General features: G+C 67.3%; 19 protein-coding genes. 2 read left to right on the forward strand and 17 right to left on the reverse strand.

Annotation, left to right across the window (positions count from 1 at the left end; all coding sequences use genetic code 11):
* Positions 1 to 5 precede the first annotated feature (5 nt).
* The 17 genes from RBS12_RS05990 to RBS12_RS06070 all read right to left on the reverse strand — a co-directional run bounded on the left by RBS12_RS05990 (position 6) and on the right by RBS12_RS06070 (position 13,812).
* Positions 6 to 938, reverse strand: a complete 933-nt coding sequence (locus RBS12_RS05990) for a type II secretion system F family protein (RefSeq protein ID WP_307965156.1) — start codon at positions 936 to 938, stop codon at positions 6 to 8.
* Entirely contained in the window at positions 929 to 2,380 is a 1,452-nt protein-coding gene (locus RBS12_RS05995) for a CpaF family protein (RefSeq protein ID WP_373886484.1), read from the reverse strand. The genes RBS12_RS05990 and RBS12_RS05995 overlap by 10 nt, the downstream gene beginning before the upstream one ends.
* Complete coding sequence (locus RBS12_RS06000; protein WP_307965157.1) at positions 2,377 to 3,570, reverse strand: AAA family ATPase; 1,194 nt, start codon at positions 3,568 to 3,570, stop codon at positions 2,377 to 2,379. Before RBS12_RS06000 ends, RBS12_RS05995 begins: the two co-directional genes overlap by 4 nt.
* Positions 3,567 to 4,322: an RcpC/CpaB family pilus assembly protein gene (locus RBS12_RS06005; protein WP_307965158.1), complete on the reverse strand. Its 756-nt coding sequence runs from the start codon at positions 4,320 to 4,322 to the stop codon at positions 3,567 to 3,569. The genes RBS12_RS06000 and RBS12_RS06005 overlap by 4 nt, the downstream gene beginning before the upstream one ends.
* A gap of 52 nt (positions 4,323 to 4,374) precedes the next feature.
* Complete coding sequence (locus RBS12_RS06010) at positions 4,375 to 5,415, reverse strand: pilus assembly protein TadG-related protein (protein ID WP_307965159.1); 1,041 nt, start codon at positions 5,413 to 5,415, stop codon at positions 4,375 to 4,377.
* Positions 5,403 to 5,774 (reverse strand): pilus assembly protein, encoded by a 372-nt coding sequence (locus tag RBS12_RS06015; RefSeq protein WP_307965160.1) that lies wholly within the window; start codon positions 5,772 to 5,774, stop codon positions 5,403 to 5,405. Before RBS12_RS06015 ends, RBS12_RS06010 begins: the two co-directional genes overlap by 13 nt.
* 83 nt (positions 5,775 to 5,857) lie before the next feature.
* On the reverse strand, positions 5,858 to 6,052 hold the full coding sequence (locus RBS12_RS06020) for a Flp family type IVb pilin (RefSeq protein ID WP_307965161.1): 195 nt from the start codon (positions 6,050 to 6,052) through the stop codon (positions 5,858 to 5,860).
* 320 nt (positions 6,053 to 6,372) lie between these two features.
* Positions 6,373 to 6,558 carry a Flp family type IVb pilin gene (locus tag RBS12_RS06025; RefSeq protein ID WP_307965162.1) on the reverse strand — a complete coding sequence of 62 codons (186 nt, stop codon included), beginning with the start codon at positions 6,556 to 6,558 and terminating at the stop codon, positions 6,373 to 6,375.
* Between the two features lie 11 nt (positions 6,559 to 6,569).
* Positions 6,570 to 7,448, reverse strand: a complete 879-nt coding sequence (locus RBS12_RS06030) for a type II secretion system F family protein (protein WP_307965163.1) — start codon at positions 7,446 to 7,448, stop codon at positions 6,570 to 6,572.
* Positions 7,449 to 7,458: 10 nt separating this feature from the next.
* Complete coding sequence (locus RBS12_RS06035) at positions 7,459 to 8,400, reverse strand: type II secretion system F family protein (RefSeq protein ID WP_307965164.1); 942 nt, start codon at positions 8,398 to 8,400, stop codon at positions 7,459 to 7,461.
* A gap of 8 nt (positions 8,401 to 8,408) precedes the next feature.
* Positions 8,409 to 9,935: a CpaF family protein gene (locus tag RBS12_RS06040; protein WP_307965165.1), complete on the reverse strand. Its 1,527-nt coding sequence runs from the start codon at positions 9,933 to 9,935 to the stop codon at positions 8,409 to 8,411.
* Positions 9,932 to 11,140: an AAA family ATPase gene (locus RBS12_RS06045; protein WP_307965166.1), complete on the reverse strand. Its 1,209-nt coding sequence runs from the start codon at positions 11,138 to 11,140 to the stop codon at positions 9,932 to 9,934. Before RBS12_RS06045 ends, RBS12_RS06040 begins: the two co-directional genes overlap by 4 nt.
* Entirely contained in the window at positions 11,137 to 11,895 is a 759-nt protein-coding gene (locus tag RBS12_RS06050) for an RcpC/CpaB family pilus assembly protein (protein ID WP_307965167.1), read from the reverse strand. Before RBS12_RS06050 ends, RBS12_RS06045 begins: the two co-directional genes overlap by 4 nt.
* A 67-nt stretch (positions 11,896 to 11,962) precedes the next feature.
* The gene (locus tag RBS12_RS06055; RefSeq protein WP_307965168.1) at positions 11,963 to 12,985 is read right to left on the reverse strand and encodes a pilus assembly protein TadG-related protein; all 1,023 of its coding nucleotides are present in this window, start codon (positions 12,983 to 12,985) and stop codon (positions 11,963 to 11,965) included.
* Positions 12,973 to 13,368, reverse strand: a complete 396-nt coding sequence (locus RBS12_RS06060) for a TadE/TadG family type IV pilus assembly protein (protein WP_307965169.1) — start codon at positions 13,366 to 13,368, stop codon at positions 12,973 to 12,975. Before RBS12_RS06060 ends, RBS12_RS06055 begins: the two co-directional genes overlap by 13 nt.
* Before the next feature lie 61 nt (positions 13,369 to 13,429).
* Positions 13,430 to 13,618, reverse strand: a complete 189-nt coding sequence (locus tag RBS12_RS06065) for a Flp family type IVb pilin (RefSeq protein WP_307965170.1) — start codon at positions 13,616 to 13,618, stop codon at positions 13,430 to 13,432.
* Complete coding sequence (locus RBS12_RS06070; protein ID WP_307965171.1) at positions 13,612 to 13,812, reverse strand: Flp family type IVb pilin; 201 nt, start codon at positions 13,810 to 13,812, stop codon at positions 13,612 to 13,614. Before RBS12_RS06070 ends, RBS12_RS06065 begins: the two co-directional genes overlap by 7 nt.
* 478 nt (positions 13,813 to 14,290) lie before the next feature.
* Here RBS12_RS06070 and rplM point away from each other — a divergent pair, with 478 nt between their 5' ends.
* Positions 14,291 to 14,734, forward strand: coding sequence for a 50S ribosomal protein L13 (gene rplM, locus RBS12_RS06075; protein WP_307965172.1), 444 nt, complete (start codon positions 14,291 to 14,293; stop codon positions 14,732 to 14,734).
* Between the two features lie 38 nt (positions 14,735 to 14,772).
* Positions 14,773 to 15,276, forward strand: a complete 504-nt coding sequence (gene rpsI, locus RBS12_RS06080) for a 30S ribosomal protein S9 (protein ID WP_307965173.1) — start codon at positions 14,773 to 14,775, stop codon at positions 15,274 to 15,276.
* Positions 15,277 to 15,342: the final 66 nt, after the last annotated feature.

Consider the following 15,342-nt stretch of genomic DNA (forward strand, 5'->3'; position numbering starts at 1 on the left):
CCCTCCTAGAACTTGATGGTGACGATCTTGCGCAGCCAGAGCGCGCCGATGGCCATGAGCACGACCGACACGCCGATCAAGACCCAGCCGAGCGAGTGGGTGAACATGACGTTCATGTAGCCCGGATTGACGGACATGAGCAGGAGGACGATGCCGAACGGAAGAGCCATGAGAATGTAGGCGGAGAACTTGCCCTCCGCGGCGAGAGCGGCGATGTGGCCCTTGATCTCGGCGCGTTCGCGGATCGTCTCGTTGACCTGGTCGAGCACGTCCGCGAGATTTCCGCCGACTTCGCGGTTGATCTGGATGGCCTGGGCGACCCAGAGGAAGTCTTGGCTCTCCATGTGGCGCGCGGCGTCTTCGAGCGACGCCTGGAGGTCACGGCCCAGCGACGTCTCATGCACCACGCGGCGCATCTCGTGGGCCGTGGGCTGGGGGCTTTCGGCCGCCGCGGCGTCGATGGCGCGCAGGACGGAGTGCCCGGCCCGCAGCCCGCCAGCGAGCAAATGCAGGGTGTCGGCGAGCTGATCGTTGAACCGTTTGCGCCGTCTGGCGATGCGGCCGCTGACGACGACGCGCGGGATCACCGGCGTGAGGGCCGCGAGCAGGATTCCGAGCACGAGGTTGCCGGACAGCCACCCGAAGGCGATGCACAGCACTGCGCCGGCCGCGACGAGCAGGACGATATCCGCCTGGCGGAGGCGCAGCCCGGCCAGTTCGAGGGACTCGGGGGAGACGATGCTGAGCTTTCGGCCCGCGAGCCAGCCCTGCAGAGCGTCGGAAGCTCCCGTGGCCGCGCGGCCGAGCGCGGAATCGCCGTCGGGGGTCTCGAGCCGACGGCGCGAGAGCGGGAGCGCGCGGTGGCCGGGACGCAGCGCGAGGATTGCCGCCGCGATGCCGGCGACGACGATGAGGCCGGAGCCGATCATCACCTCCATGGCTGCTCCTGACCGTAGCGAATCGGCGTCGCGAAGATACCCGGGCGGACGTGGATGCCAAGGTCTTCGAAGCGCTCGATGAAACGGGGTCGCACCCCAGTCGCCACCGCGCTGCCGAGGAATTTCCCGTTCTCGTCCACGCCCGCGCCGTAGTCGAACACGAACGCGTCCTGGAGCACGACGACGTCGCCCTCCATGCCCTGCACCTCCGTGATGTGGGTGATCCGGCGCGTCCCGTCCCGGAGGCGCGAGATCTGCACGACGAGGTTCACGGCCGAGGCGATCTGCTCGCGGATGGCCCGCAGAGGGAGGTCCATGCCCGCCATGAGGACGAGCGTCTCGAGGCGCGCGATCGCGTCTCGCGGCGAGTTGGAGTGGACCGTCGAGAGCGAGCCGTCGTGGCCCGTGTTCATGGCCTGAAGCATGTCGAGCGACTCGCCGCTGCGGACCTCGCCCACCACGATCCGGTCCGGGCGCATGCGGAGGGAGTTCTTCACGAGGTCGCGGATCGTGACCTCGCCCTTGCCCTCCGTGTTGGGCGGCCGGCTCTCGAGCCGCACCACATGGTCCTGTTGGATCTGCAGTTCGACGGCGTCCTCGATCGTGACGATCCGCTCTTCGTCGGGGATGAACGAGGAGAGCACGTTGAGCAGCGTCGTCTTGCCGGTGCCCGTGCCGCCCGAGACGATGATGTTGAGCTTCGCCTTGACGCAGGCCTGCAGCAGCTCGGCCATCTCGAGCGTCATGGTCCCGAAGCCGATGAGATCGCGGACTGTAAGGGGTACCCTGCCGAACTTGCGGATGGTGAGCGAGGAGCCGCCGACGGCGAGCGGTGGGATGATCGCGTTGACGCGCGAGCCGTCGGCGAGGCGTGCGTCGACGAACGGGGAGGACTCGTCGATGCGCCGCCCCACTCGGGAGACGATGCGCTCGATGACGACCCGGAGCTGCTCCTCCGACTTGAACCTGAGCTCCGAGAGAATGAGGCGGCCCTTCCGCTCGATGTAGATGCGGTCGTGGCGATTGACCATGATCTCGGTGATGTCGTCGTCGTCGAGCAGGCGCTGGAGCGGCCCGTAGCCGAGCACGTCGTCCTCGATGTCGCGGAGCAGGCGGGATCGCTCGCTTGCACTCATCGGAACGCGTTCTTGGTCGATCACCTGGATCAGCTCGTCGCGTGCGGCGGAGCGGAGTTCGTCTTCCGTGGCTCCGGAGTCGCCGAAGCGCGCGCCCATGCGCTCGAAGAGGGCCTCCGCCGCGCGCTGCTTGAGCCCGGCCAGCGCGTCCGGCTGGATAGACCGCGGGGCGGGCGGCTGCGGCGCGGCCTGGAGTGGCGAGGGGACGGGCGTTTCGGGAGCGAGAGCCTCGGCCGGCTCGGGCGGCGGCGGGGCAGTTGGCACCGGCCGACCCTCGGCGATGTTGACGCGGTCTGAGAGCTTCACGAGACGACGACCCTTCTGTGCAGTCGGCGGGCGCGGACCGAGCCATCCGGACTGAGCCGCTCCACGACCTCGCCCAAGGCGCTTGTCGCCCTGTCGCGGCGGGTCGCCTGGAGGACTGGAATCCCGCGGTTGGTGGAATACGAGATCAGGCGCGAGCGCGGAACGCTCACGTCGACGGGCACGCCGATGGTGGCTTCGACGTCACGCACGCTCAGCCCAGACTTCGCGTCGGCCATGTTGAGGACCAGATGACGGGTTTCCGGGAGCAGGCCGAGGCGTCCCAGGACGTCGAGGCTCGAGCGGAGGCCGCGGACTCCGGGCACGTCCATGCCCGTGACCCAGACCCCGTCCGTGCACTCCTCGAGCGCCGCAAGCGTGCATTCGCCGAGGCCCGGCGCGGTGTCTACCACGACGTAGTCGAACTGGGCCGAGAGCTGGCGGATGAGCCGACCGATCTGTTCGGCGGTGATGGAGTCTGCCTCGACGGGGTCCTTGGGCGCGCACAGCGCGTAGATGCTCGCGGGGTGGAGCGTCAGGAACGCCTTAAGCACGAGCGAATCCTGGACGGCAGCGGGCGAGACGGCGTCGGTGACGGTGTGCTCGGGATCGAGGTCGAGTCCCGAGGCCACGTCGCCGAACTGGAGGTCGAGGTCCACGATCACGACGCTGAGCGGTGCGATCTTGCCGAGCCCGACGGCGATGTTCGTGGCGAGCGTCGTCTTGCCCACCCCGCCCTTCGGCGAGAAGACGCCGACCACGCGGCCTCGGCGGCTCTCCGAGGCGGAGGCCTCGCCGTCCCTGCGGCGGCCCTCCGTGGATTGGACGGAACGCTGGATCACGACGCGCAGCTGTTCGGGCTCGACCGTCTGGGAGACGACGTCGCGCACCCCGGCGCGCATGGCCTGGAGCATGAGGTCGGCGTCCGCCTCCGCGCAGAGGAGCACGGCGATGTCGGGGAAGCGGACGTCGAACACGGTCGCGAGCCGGAGCGCGCCGTCGAGGGAGACGCCCGGCCCGAGGACGACGACGGCGGGGCGCACCCCGCCGAGGAGGGCGAAGAGCTGCTCGGGCTGCTCGGGGAGTTCCGCGGTGGGGACGGTTGCGACGCCGCCCGGGAGGACGCCGTCGACCGCTGCGCGCATGCGCTCGGCGAAGTCCACGCTCGGGGAGATCAGGACGAAGCGGCTCACTGGTACACCTTTCCGCGGTCGACGGGACCGGGATTGACCTGAGGCGTGCCCGCGGGCTGCTTGCTGACCCAGATCTTGCCGTATTCGGCGGTGAAGACGATCTTGGACGCCTGCGGGGCGGTCACGGCCACGGTGACAAGGATCGGCGCCGTGGACGCCGTGGTGCCCGACGCGTTGGACGGGCTCGCGGAACTGCTGTTCGAGCTGCTGCCCTGTTGAAGGGTCTGGACTGATGTGATGAGAACCGAGTTGAACGTGAGATTCGTGCTTTCGGGGCCGCCGCTTGCGACGGCGCCCTTGTCGAACGAGAGGAAGACGCCGATCGTGTCGCCCGCCGCGAGGCGTCCGCCGACAGCGCGCTGCGGATCGAGCTGGAACGAGACCTCCTGGAGCCCAGCGGGAACGGGGACCGTTCCGGGCAGGACGAGCGATTCGGGCGACGCGAGCCGGTTCGCCAGCAGCTGCTCGCCCGGCTGGAGGGCCGCCGCGACGACCTTGCCCGCCGTGCCATCGAGGGAATGCAGGGCCGACGGCGCGACCGCCTCGGCCGGGAGCGAGCGCAGCTGCACCGAGTCGCCGAGCTTGTCCGCCGCGGTGCCCTGCGCGACAGCCTTCGTGACGACAAGCACTTGGGTCGGCTGCATCCCGGCCATCGCACGGGCGTCCGCGCCATTGGCGTACGCGATGACGAGCACGACGCCGAGGATGGCCACCGCGAGGGCGGCGACGCCGGCTACGAGTCTTGACTTCACGGAGGTGCTCCAGAGATTCGGGCGGATGGGGCGACTGGGCCGGGGAACGTGACTACTGGGTGAGCTGCACGACGTTGGCACCAAGGCCTGTCGAAGGTCCGAGCTGGAAACTCGCGTCGAGGGAGACATACGTGACGAAGCTGCCGATGATTCCCCGGCAGTTCCCCACGCACCATAGGGTGTTCAAGAGGGTGGACGGCTGGTTGTTGTAGACGTAGGGGGCCGACGTACCACCGCTGAACTTCCATCCAATGACCTTGTAGGCCGCGAAGCCGATGAGCGTGTAAACCGCCGAGCTGCCCGTCCCCGTCACGGAGGTGAAGACAGGCAGGAGGACGATCTGGGTTTGGCCGCTCTGGATCGTGGTGATCCATTGCTGGAGGACTTGGCCGCAGTTCTGGGGTGGGTTGCTGCCCGGATTGCTGCCGGCCTCCGATTGGGCGATGTTGATGGTGGCGCCGCATTTGCCGGGGTCCTGGACCAGCCAGCCGAACCCACCCGGAACCACCTGGCCCGAGGGACCGTAGAGGCAGCTCGCGTTGGCGCCGAGCCCGTGGTCCACGAGCAATTGAACAGGGCCGTTCACAAGGCCTTGGACCTGGCATACGGAGAACGTGAGCGGGAAGACCGCCAAGCCCTTGCTCGGGCTGCCCCATGCGGCCTGCGCTGTCGCACCGACCGTGGCGCTCGAGATGCCGAGCGCCTGGGCGAAGAACAGCGCGACACTGCCCGGCTGCTGACCGGGCTGGAGGGGCTGGGTTGAGGCCGTGACGGTCCCAGCGGCCGTGTTGACGGTGAGGCCTGCGATCCCCGCCTGGCCCGCGGTGACGTTGCTCTGGGTGAGCGACGTCGCGAGAGTCGAGGCGGCCGAGCACTGCGGGTCGACGACGCTCGCGGCGCATTTCTGCGCGACCGCGAGCGCGGCGGCGTCCGCCGCGCTCTGCAGCTTGGCCTTCTCCGCGTAGAGCATTCCGCCGTCGACGGCGAGGGCCGCTGCCGCGAGCAGCACGACCAGGAGGAGCACCGTGATGACGGCGACAGCCCCGCGCTCGCGGTGAGCGCCGTCGTCGTACGCCTGCCTCAGCCGCCGCATAGCATGACTCCTTGCCCGGACAGGACGAAGGTCCCGAAGAAGCCCGTGCCCTGAAGCGTGTAGGCGACCGCAAACGTGACTTGGGCGCCCGAGCTGCAGGTCGAGGGCGAGATCGTGAACGCCGAGGCCGGCAGCGCGCCGAGTGGCGACGCAGCGCTCTGGGCGGCCGCGATCGCGGCTGTCGGGCTGTTCTGCAGCACCATGACGCGCGCGCCGACCCTCGCCGCGTTCGTGAGGGTCTGCTGCGCGCTCAGGGCCCGGCCGAAGTCGATGATGCCAAGCACGAGCACGAGCAGGACCGGCAGCACGAGTGCGAACTCGACTGCGGCGGCTCCGCGCTCGCGGTGGGTGCTGGGCATCGGGGCTCCTCGGCTGCAGTGCGGACTGGCGCGCGCGCCCGGGCCGGCGGGGCGCCGGACCGGGCGCTGACAACCGTTTCTGATCAGACCTTGCCGGCGACGTTGTTGAACAGCGTGCTGAGGTTTCCGCCCAGGAGAGTCACCGCGACGATGATGACGACGGCGATGAGGGCGACCATGATGCCGTACTCGACGGCGGTGGCACCCTTCTCGCCAGAGAGGAGGCGCTCCTTGGCGGTGATGCCCAGCGTGTGCAGCGTGGCGATGAACGAAAGCATTTCTGGCTCCTACAGGGGGTGGTGTCGGCTGGCCCGACTGCCAGCTCCACGATCGACGGTAGGAGCCCTCGGCCCACGAGGGTACGTTCCTTGCGAAAAGCTTGCACAAGCCTCAGGAAGCCCTTCGGAAGGGCCCTGTTCTTTGGTTTTTCTTGGGCAAGCCTTGAGTTTCGCCGGCGTTGAGGCCCCCTCGCTGAGGGGTTGCGGCGACTCGACAGAATCACAGGAGTGGAGCCCCCTCCCGGTTCTGGGTACCAGGAGGGGACTCCGGCAGGAGGGTGCCGCGGGCCTGGGGGCCTCGGGCAGAGGGGAGCAGGAGCTTACGGAAGGCCCAGCGCGGCCTTCACGCCGCCTGCAAGCTGGTCGAAGTAGCCGTTGAGGGACGAGCCGAACGCTCCAACCCCCGCGACGATGACCAAGGCGATGAATCCGCACAGGAGGGCGTATTCGGTGGCCGTTGCGCCCCGTTCGCGGCGCTCCATCGGCAAGGCGTCTGGAGTTTCCATGACGACCTCCTTTACGAGAAGGCTTTGATGATATTGAGGACCGTGGGGCCCAGGATGATCACGAACAGCGACGGGAGGATGGCGAAGATGAGCGGGAAGAGGATCTTCACGGGGATCTTCATGGCGTGTTCCTCGGCGCGCTGACGGCGCTTGATCCGCATCTCGCGGGCCTGGGACCGCAAGACGTTCGCGATTGCGATGCCGTACTGGTCCGCTTGGACGACGGCCCGCACGAACGATCGCAGTTCCGGGACGTTGGCCCGTTGCGCCATGTCGAGGTACGCCTCGCGGCGCTGGCGGCCCACCTGGATGTCTTGGAGGGTGCGGACGAATTCATCTGCGAGCGGCCCGGTCGAGCTCCTCGCCGCTTTGTCCATGGCGGCCTCGAAGCCGACGCCCGCCTCGACCGAGATCAGCATCTGATCCAGCATGGTCGGCAGGGACCGCTGCATCGACAGCCGCCGTTTCTGGGCCGTGTTGTGAAGCAGGACGTCGGGGACGAAGTACACGAACGCTGTCCCGGCGGCCACGATGAGGAAGGCCTGTGGCGTGGGGTTCTGGGTGACGAGGACGACGCCCAAAGCGAAGAACACGAACGCAAGCAGCGGCTTGACGACGAGCAGCCGATTGAGCGGCCATGCCTTCGGCCGGCCGGCGGCCGCGAGCTTGCGGTCGAGCCATGCGGCGTAGGACTTCGAGGTCATACGGCGTGCGATCCCGGTGAAGGCGTCCGGGAGCGATGTGGGAGCCGCCTTCTGCGGGGCCCGCGAGAGGCCGAGATTCTGCTTGATGGTCTTGCGGACGCCGCGGTCGGCACCCACGAGGGACCACGTGAGGTAGGACAGGGGCAGGACGATCGCGGCGATCGGCCCGAAGGCAAGGAAGGACATGGGGATCACCTCAGTACTTCGGCTTGATGAGTCGCATGAGCCACACGCTGCCGACGGTCAGCATGAGGGCGGACGCCGCGAGCATGCCCCAGCCCGGCAGGGTCGTGAAGAACACGGCCGCGTAGGAGGCGTTGATCAGCGAGATCATGATGAGCATGAAGATCGGCAGCGAGACGAGCACGAGTGCGGAAACCCGGCCTTCGGCGCTGAGCGCCTTGACCTGACGGAAGAGCTTGGCGCGATCGAGGATCGTCTCGTTGACGTTGTCGAGGAGTTCCGCAAGATTTCCCCCGACCTCCCTCTGGGTCTCGATGGCCTCGGCCACCCAGAGGAAGTCCTGGCTCTTCATGCGGGCCGCGGTGTCCGTGAGAGACTCCACGAGCTCCCGGCCGATGCGGTTCTCGTTGACGACCCGACGGAGTTCCTCGCCCATCGGTGCTTCGGATTCCTCCGCGGCGCCGTCGACGGCGCGAAGCAGGCTGTGCCCCGCGCGCATGCTTCCGGCCAGCATCTGCAAGGTGTCGGGGAGCTGCTGGGCGAACGCCGACTGCCGCCGCGCGGCGGTGAGGTTGAGCCACGCGAGCAAGATCGTCGGGCCCGCGCAGGCGGCGAGGACGGCAATGCCCAGTCCCCCGAAGATGAACCCGATGAGGCCGAGGGCGAAGAACGAGGCGGCGCACATGAGCAGGAAGTCCGCGGCGCGGATCTTGAGCCCTGCCTGCTCGAACTTGTCCACGGGGATGAAGCGGACCTGGCGACCGTGCAGGGTCTTGTTGATCGCGCCGACGGCCCCGTCTGTCAGTTTCGTGAGGGTCGAGGCGGCGTCCTTGGCCAGCGGGCGCCGTCGTGCGAGTGGAACACCCCGGTTCGACCTCAGGACGAAGACGACGAAGCACGCCATGGCCGCGTACACGGCCGTGAGGCCGACGGTGAGGATGATGGGCGAGTCCATGGCGTCGATCACCGCCGCGCGAACTGCTGGCCGAACAGGGTGGGGCTGATCTTGATGCCAAGGTCCGCGAACCGCTCCGTGAAGCGCGGCCGGACTCCGGTCGGGATCGGCTTCCCGAGGAAGCGCCCGTTCGCGTCCACGCCCGCACTGAAGTCGAACAGGAACGCGTCCTGGAGCGTCACGATGTCGCCCTCCATGCCTTGGACCTCGGTCACGTGGGTCACGCGGCGAGTGCCGTCGCGAAGGCGCGTGAGGTGCACAATGAGGTTGACCGCGGAGGCCACCTGTTCGCGGATCGCGCGGAGCGGAAGATCCATGCCGGCCATGAGCACGAGCGTCTCAAGGCGAGAGATCGCGTCGCGTGGGGTATTGGCGTGGACCGTCGAGAGCGAACCGTCGTGCCCGGTGTTCATCGCCTGGAGCATGTCGAGCGTTTCGCCGCCGCGGACCTCCCCGACCACGATCCGGTCGGGCCGCATGCGGAGTGAGTTCCTCACGAGGTCGCGGATCGTGATGGCTCCGTTGCCCTCGATGTTGGGCGGCCGGCTCTCGAGCCGGACCACGTGGTCCTGCTGGAGCTGGAGCTCGACGGCGTCTTCGATCGTCACGATCCGTTCGGTGGACGGGATAAAGGAGGAGAGGACGTTGAGGAGCGTCGTCTTCCCGGTGCCCGTACCGCCCGAAACAATGACATTCATGCGCGCCTCGACGCACGCCCGGAGGAGCTCGGCCATCTCGGGGGTCAGAGAGCCGAGTTCGATGAGCCGATCTACTGAGAGGGCGTCCCTGGAAAACTTGCGGATCGTGAGAGCGGCGCCGTTGACGGCGAGCGGAGGGATGATCGCGTTCACGCGGGAGCCGTCGGCGAGGCGAGCGTCGACGAGGGGCGAGGACTCGTCGACGCGGCGCCCGATCCGGGACACGATGCGGTCGATCACGCGGCGCAGCGCCTCCTCGGAGTCGAAGGTCGTCTCGGTGGCCAGCAGCCGGCCACCGCGCTCGACGTAGACCTGATCCGCACGGTTGACCATGATTTCCGTGACGCTCGGGTCTGCGAGGTAGCGCTGGAGCGGCCCGAGACCCAGGACGTCGTCCATGACCTCGTTGATGAGCCGCTCCCGCTCGCTCGCGGTGAGAGGCACCTGCTGGTCCGCAACGACCGAGCGGAGTTCGGTTCGGACGTAGTCCCCGAGATCGGCCTCGCTGAGCGCGGAGTCCGTGATCCGGCTTCCGACCCGCTCGTAGAGATCCGCCGTCGTCTTCTCCTTGAGTTCGCGAAGGGCGTTGCTCGAGCGCACGCTGCCGACCGGCTGATGTCCCGCCAAGCGGGCTTCGGCCTCCGCGGCGGCGAATGCGGCTTGGCGTCCCCTGAGGGTCGCAGAGCTGCCTTCGACGAGCGGCGCCTCGGCGGGTGGGACATCGGACGACGGCGGCGCTAGGGGAGCCGCGGGGATCGGCGCGGGAGCGCCTTCCGGGTCCTTCGACGGTGCGTCGAGGGAGGCATGGCGCGACTGGAGACGTTCGCTGAGGCTCATTGGAACACCACCCTTCTGTGCGTCTGGCGGTGGTCCCTGTCCTGCCAGCTGGGCTGGAAACGCTCGACGAGCCGCCGGAGGGCTTTGACGGTCGAGTCGTGGAGGCTGTCCTGGAGGGCGGGAATGCCGCGATTTGTGCTCAGGGGGAGGGCCCGGGAGCGCGAGAGGATGACATCGACGGGCACGCTGATCGTGGCCTCGATGTCTTGGACGGTAATGCCCGACTTGCGGTCGGCCATGTTCACCACGACGTGCCGGTGTTCGGGCAGCATGTCGAGCTCGCCGAGGATGTCGAGACCCGACTTGAGTCCCTTGATGCTCGGAAGGTCCATGCCGCACACCCAGACCACGTCCGTGGCCTGATCGAGCGCCGCGAGGACGTGCTCGCCGAGTCCGGGCGAGGTGTCGATGACGACGTACTGGAACTCAGCCGCGAGCCGGGACACGAGATCGCTCACCTGCTCCGACGAGACCCGATCGGCGTCGGCGGGGTTGAGGGGAGCACACAGGGCGTAGAGCTTGGTCGAGTGGGGCATGAGATACGTCTTGAGGGACAACGCATCCATGGGGCCCTTGACGGCGTCCACGATCGAGTGATCCGGGTTCATCATGAGTCCGCTCGCGACATCGCCGAACTGCAGGTCGAGGTCGACGATGACGACGGACATCGGGGAAGACTTGGCCAGGCCGACCGCGATATTGGTCGCGATCGTCGTCTTGCCGACTCCTCCCTTGGGCGACATGACCGCGATGACGCGCCCGCGCCCTCGGCTCTGGTGCCCGACGCCGCCGGACATCGCCGCGGGCGAGGAGTTCGCGAGCCGATACGCGGCCGCCGACGCGGCCTGTTCGAGGTGGACCCTCAGCGCCTCGACGTCGGCCCCCGGAGTGACGAGGTCCCGAACGCCCGAACGCATGGCGGCGAGTGCGAGGTCCGGGGAGGCGTCGGCCGCGTAGACGACGCTCACGTGCGGCGAACGGACATCGACCGCCGCGGCGAAATTGAGAACATCCGAGGACGCGAGGTCCGGGCCGAGGACGAGCACCTCGAGGGGCTCGCCCACCAGCTGGACGAACATCTCGTCGATGGTCGACGGGAGGAAATCCGCCCGGAACGTCTGGAGCGTGCCCGGGAGTCCGGCGGCCGCGAGGCGGATCCGCTGGTCGAAATCGGGCTCTGCGGTGACTAGGGCGAAGCGGCTCATCGGAGGACCTTTGCCCGATCGACCGGGGCCGAGGTTCCGTCCGTTGCCGAGGCCGGCTCCTTGGTCAAGTAGACCTGGCCGTTCTGCATCGCGAAGACGATCCGTTCGATGTCGGATGCCGGACGCGCAAGCGTCACGAGGTAGTCACCCGTCGCCGGGGCGTTCGACGACGCCCCGTTGGCGTTCAGGGCTCCCTGACCCGGCGTCGTCGTCGTCGTTTGAACGGAGCTGGAGCTCTGGACCACGGCGCCATTCGACATTTGGACCGCGGTCACGAGGACCTTGTTGAATGTCATCTGTGTCTGGGCCGGGAGGGGCTCCTCCTTGGGGAGAGAGACGACGATGCCGACCGTGTCGCCCGCCGCGATGTTGCCGCCGACCACTCGTTCCATCGGCAGCTTGATCGTGACTTCCTGCATGCCGGCCGGGACCGCGACGCGGCCCGGGGTCTGGAGTGCGGCGGTTTCGGTGAACCGGCTTGCGAGCAACTCCTCGCCCGGCTTGAGGGCGATCGAGGCGACCTTGCCCTGGATCGACGCGAGGTCCGTGACCGGATTCTCGGGGACCGCCGACTTGGGGAGGGGCTTCTTGGTGGCGTAGTCGCTGAGGCTCGATGCCGGGGTACCGGCAGGGATCTCCTTCTGGACGACGTAGACGTCGACGGTGTCGACATTGGCGAGCGCGCGACGGTCAGCGCCGCTGACGTAGGTGAGAAGAAGGACGGTGCCGATGATTGCGACAATCAGTGCAGCCACGCCTCCCAGTAGGCGGGTCCTCACGGTGACTCCTTCGTTGTTTTCCGATGCCGTCGCGAGAGGCGGCTTATTTGATGAGCTTCGCGATCCAGAGGTTGCCTTGGGCGCCCGGGTCCGTCGTGAAGCCACTGAAAGCGGCCGGATCGGCGGAGAAGCCTACGAACTCGCCGTAGATACCCTTCTCCGAACCGGTCCAGACGGGCGGGCCGGCAAAGTTGCCCGGGAACTTCCACCCCATGACGTGGAAGCCGGCCCACTTGGCGATGTGGTAATTCACGTTGTTGCCCGTACCGCGGACGTCGTCGTAGATCGGGATGGCCACGGTCTTGTTGAAGACGTTCCTTGGGTCGCTCAGGTTGAACAGGTAGGTGCAGGCTGCGGGTATGGCTGCGCCCGGACTCGTCTGAGCCCAGTCCCCTACGGCAAGATTGACGTCGCAGGGTCCGGGACCCGTAGGAGTGAGCCATGCGAAGCCGCCCGGGACGATTTGGTTGGACGAGTTCCTTCCGTTGCAGTCGGGGTTGCCTCCGCCTTGAGTGATGATCTTCTGAGGCACTGGGATGGGGGACGAGCCGAAGACGGCGAGCTCGCAAGCCTCCATGGTGAGCGGCAGGATCGACTGACCGCGGGTCGGGATGCCCCACTGGGCCGTTGCCGTTGCCCCGACTAGGGCATTCGAAATGCCGAGGGCCTTGGCTAGGAACAGCGTCAGGGAGTTGTTCCCGTTGGGCTCCTTGACCGTGGCGGTGACCGTGACGGTCCCGCCAGGCCCGCTGACGGTGATGATGGGCTGCTGGACGTTCGCGGTCGAGGTGAGCGAATTGTCCTGTGCATATTGGAGTGCCCTGTTCATCGGCAAGAGGCCGGTGTTGCACCCGCTGGTCAAGGCATAGCGTTTGCAGTTGTCCGCGATGGCCAGGGCTGCGGCGTCCGCTCCGTTCTGGAGCTCGGCGCGCTTGCTGTACACACGCCCCATGTCGACGGCGATCGCGCCGGCGCCGATGAGAACGACGGCGAGGATCGCCACCATGACAGCGACAGCGCCCTGCTCGCGCTCACCCGGACCGCGTGAAATGGTCAGCCGCCGCATTGCATGGCCCCCTTGCCAGTCAGCGTGACGGAGCGCCCGAAGAAGCCCGTCAGCGTCGAGTAGGTGTACGTGATGGTCGCGTTGGCCTCTGTGCCCGCGCCGCATGAGCCGGATGACGGGGTGACCGAGACGTTCGACGCCGAGAGGGCGGGGGAGAGACCGGGAGCGGCGGTGATCGCCTGGCTCTGGGCGGTCGCCGTGTCATTGTGGACGGCCATGGCCCGCGCGCCTTCTCGGGCCGCTTGGTTGAGCGTGATCTGCACGTTGTAGATCCGCGAGAACTCCACGATGCCGACGATGATCAGCAGGAGGAGCGGGACGACGAGCGCGAATTCAACCGCGATGGCCCCGCGCTCGCGCTTCCGGGTGCTCTTGCGAAACATCTTGTCCTCCTGGCGGGGTGAAGTGGAGTGGGGGCGGACTGTGAAGCCCACCCCCAGCTGTTCACCAAGTGCCGACCGTTGAAGCCAGGTTGCTGAAGAACGTCTCGAGGTTGGTGCCGAAGGCAGTGACCCCGATGACGATGACGAGGGCGATGAGGCCCACGAGCAGCGAATACTCCGTGGCGGTCGCGCCCCGTTCACTTTCGGTGTCTTCGTGAATGAGGTCGCGAACGAATTGGGAGGTCACCATGTTCCGACGGTCACGGCGAGGTTGCTGAAGAACTTCTCGAGGTTGCCGCCGAAGGCGGTGACCCCGATGACGATGACCAGGGCGATGAGGCCGACGAGCAGCGAATACTCGGTGGCCGTTGCACCCTTTTCGCCCTTGGCGCGGTCGGTGAGGTCGTTCCAGAAAGTCATCAGGGAGATCAGGAAAGCGTTCATGGCGGTTTGTCCTTTACTAGAGAAACGTTGTCCGGCTCCAAGTCGATGGCCCCCATTTCAAGCGCCTTCGGGTGCCGGCCACCACTAAATTCCCATACCCCATGAATGATCACCATCCGTATTGGTACTCGTCTTTCTCGCCGAGGAATACGGAAGGGTACTTGGCTTCGCTACGTGGTACTCAGTAGGTACTCGCAGTCGGTGGGTGGCGGGCAGGTCGAGGGCCTCCGCCCTGCCGTCGGTGCCCCGCTTTGACCCGTCTGCGGCCAGCGGGGTACTCTTGATAGTCGTTGTGCGTGTCCTACCTCGATGGGACGTGTCCCGCGGGTGTCCAGTTGCAGGACCCACCAGCCCGCAGGCGCATTCGAGGCCTTGGGATGACTGGTCGGTAGAGCCCTCACCTCTTCTCCGGTAACGCACCGAAGTACACGGGTGCATCTCACGGCGCCTACCAAGACCGAGAACGAAGGCAATAACTGTGCGTACGTACACTCCGAAGCCGGGCGACGCCAACCGTCAGTGGCACATCATTGATGCCACCGACGTCGTCCTTGGTCGTCTTGCCAGCCAGACCGCAACACTGCTGCGCGGGAAGCACAAGCCGACCTACGCCCCCCACATGGACATGGGCGATTTCGTCATCATCATCAACGCTGACAAGGTGGCCCTCACCGGTGCCAAGCTCAGCCAGAAGCGCGCCTACCGCCACTCCGGCTTCCCGGGCGGTCTGACCAGCGTCACCTACGCCGAGCTCCTCGAGAAGAACCCGGTTCGCGCCGTTGAGAAGGCCGTCAAGGGCATGCTTCCGAAGAACAAGCTCGCCGACCAGCAGATCTCGAAGCTCAAGGTCTACGCGGGCCCCAACCACCCGCACACGGCTCAGCAGCCGAAGACCTTTGAGATCACCCAGGTCGCTCAGTAGTCCTGGCCACTACCCGAGAATTCACCAAGGAGAACACTGTGGCTCAGAACGACGAGCTGAACACGGCCGCTGAGGCCGAAGAGAACCTGACCAGCTACACGAGCGAGAGCGCCCCGGTCGCCGAGGCTGCCAAGCGCGAGCGCCCGGCCCTCACGGTGTCCGGTGCCGCCGTCGGCCGCCGCAAGCAGGCCGTCGCCCGCGTGCGCGTCATCCCCGGCTCGGGCCAGTGGACCATCAACGGCCGCACGCTTGAGAACTACTTCCCGAACAAGCTCCACCAGCAGGAAGTGAACGACCCGTTCAAGCTCCTCGACCTCGAGGGCGCCTACGACGTCGTCGTCCGCATCCACGGCGGTGGTCCCTCGGGCCAGGCCGGTGCCGTGCGCCTCGGGGTGTCCCGCGCGCTCAACGGGATCGATGTCGATAACAACCGTCCGGCCCTCAAGAAGGCCGGCTTCCTCACCCGCGACGCCCGCGTGGTCGAGCGCAAGAAGGCCGGTCTCAAGAAGGCCCGCCGCGCTCCGCAGTACTCCAAGCGCTGACACGCGCCTTCCCGAAAGGGCCGGGTCGCTTCGCGGCCCGGCCCTTTCGGGTCCCGCGGCGCGCGC

The sequence above is a fragment of the Sinomonas sp. ASV322 genome (assembly GCF_030908245.1).
Taxonomy (GTDB): Bacteria; Actinomycetota; Actinomycetes; order Actinomycetales; family Micrococcaceae; genus Sinomonas.

Bases quoted from the DNA above. Each gene is read 5' to 3' on its own strand.
- RBS12_RS05990 (WP_307965156.1), bottom strand. From the start codon at position 938: ATGGAGGTGATGATCGGCTCCGGCCTCATCGTCGTCGCCGGCATCGCG.
- RBS12_RS06010 (WP_307965159.1), bottom strand. From the start codon at position 5,415: ATGCGGCGGCTGAGGCAGGCGTACGACGACGGCGCTCACCGCGAGCGC.
- RBS12_RS06015 (WP_307965160.1), bottom strand. From the start codon at position 5,774: ATGCCCAGCACCCACCGCGAGCGCGGAGCCGCCGCAGTCGAGTTCGCA.
- RBS12_RS06020 (WP_307965161.1), bottom strand. From the start codon at position 6,052: ATGCTTTCGTTCATCGCCACGCTGCACACGCTGGGCATCACCGCCAAG.
- RBS12_RS06025 (WP_307965162.1), bottom strand. From the start codon at position 6,558: ATGGAAACTCCAGACGCCTTGCCGATGGAGCGCCGCGAACGGGGCGCA.
- RBS12_RS06030 (WP_307965163.1), bottom strand. From the start codon at position 7,448: ATGTCCTTCCTTGCCTTCGGGCCGATCGCCGCGATCGTCCTGCCCCTG.
- RBS12_RS06035 (WP_307965164.1), bottom strand. From the start codon at position 8,400: ATGGACTCGCCCATCATCCTCACCGTCGGCCTCACGGCCGTGTACGCG.
- RBS12_RS06040 (WP_307965165.1), bottom strand. From the start codon at position 9,935: ATGAGCCTCAGCGAACGTCTCCAGTCGCGCCATGCCTCCCTCGACGCA.
- RBS12_RS06045 (WP_307965166.1), bottom strand. From the start codon at position 11,140: ATGAGCCGCTTCGCCCTAGTCACCGCAGAGCCCGATTTCGACCAGCGG.
- RBS12_RS06055 (WP_307965168.1), bottom strand. From the start codon at position 12,985: ATGCGGCGGCTGACCATTTCACGCGGTCCGGGTGAGCGCGAGCAGGGC.
- RBS12_RS06060 (WP_307965169.1), bottom strand. From the start codon at position 13,368: ATGTTTCGCAAGAGCACCCGGAAGCGCGAGCGCGGGGCCATCGCGGTT.
- RBS12_RS06065 (WP_307965170.1), bottom strand. From the start codon at position 13,618: ATGGTGACCTCCCAATTCGTTCGCGACCTCATTCACGAAGACACCGAA.
- RBS12_RS06070 (WP_307965171.1), bottom strand. From the start codon at position 13,812: ATGAACGCTTTCCTGATCTCCCTGATGACTTTCTGGAACGACCTCACC.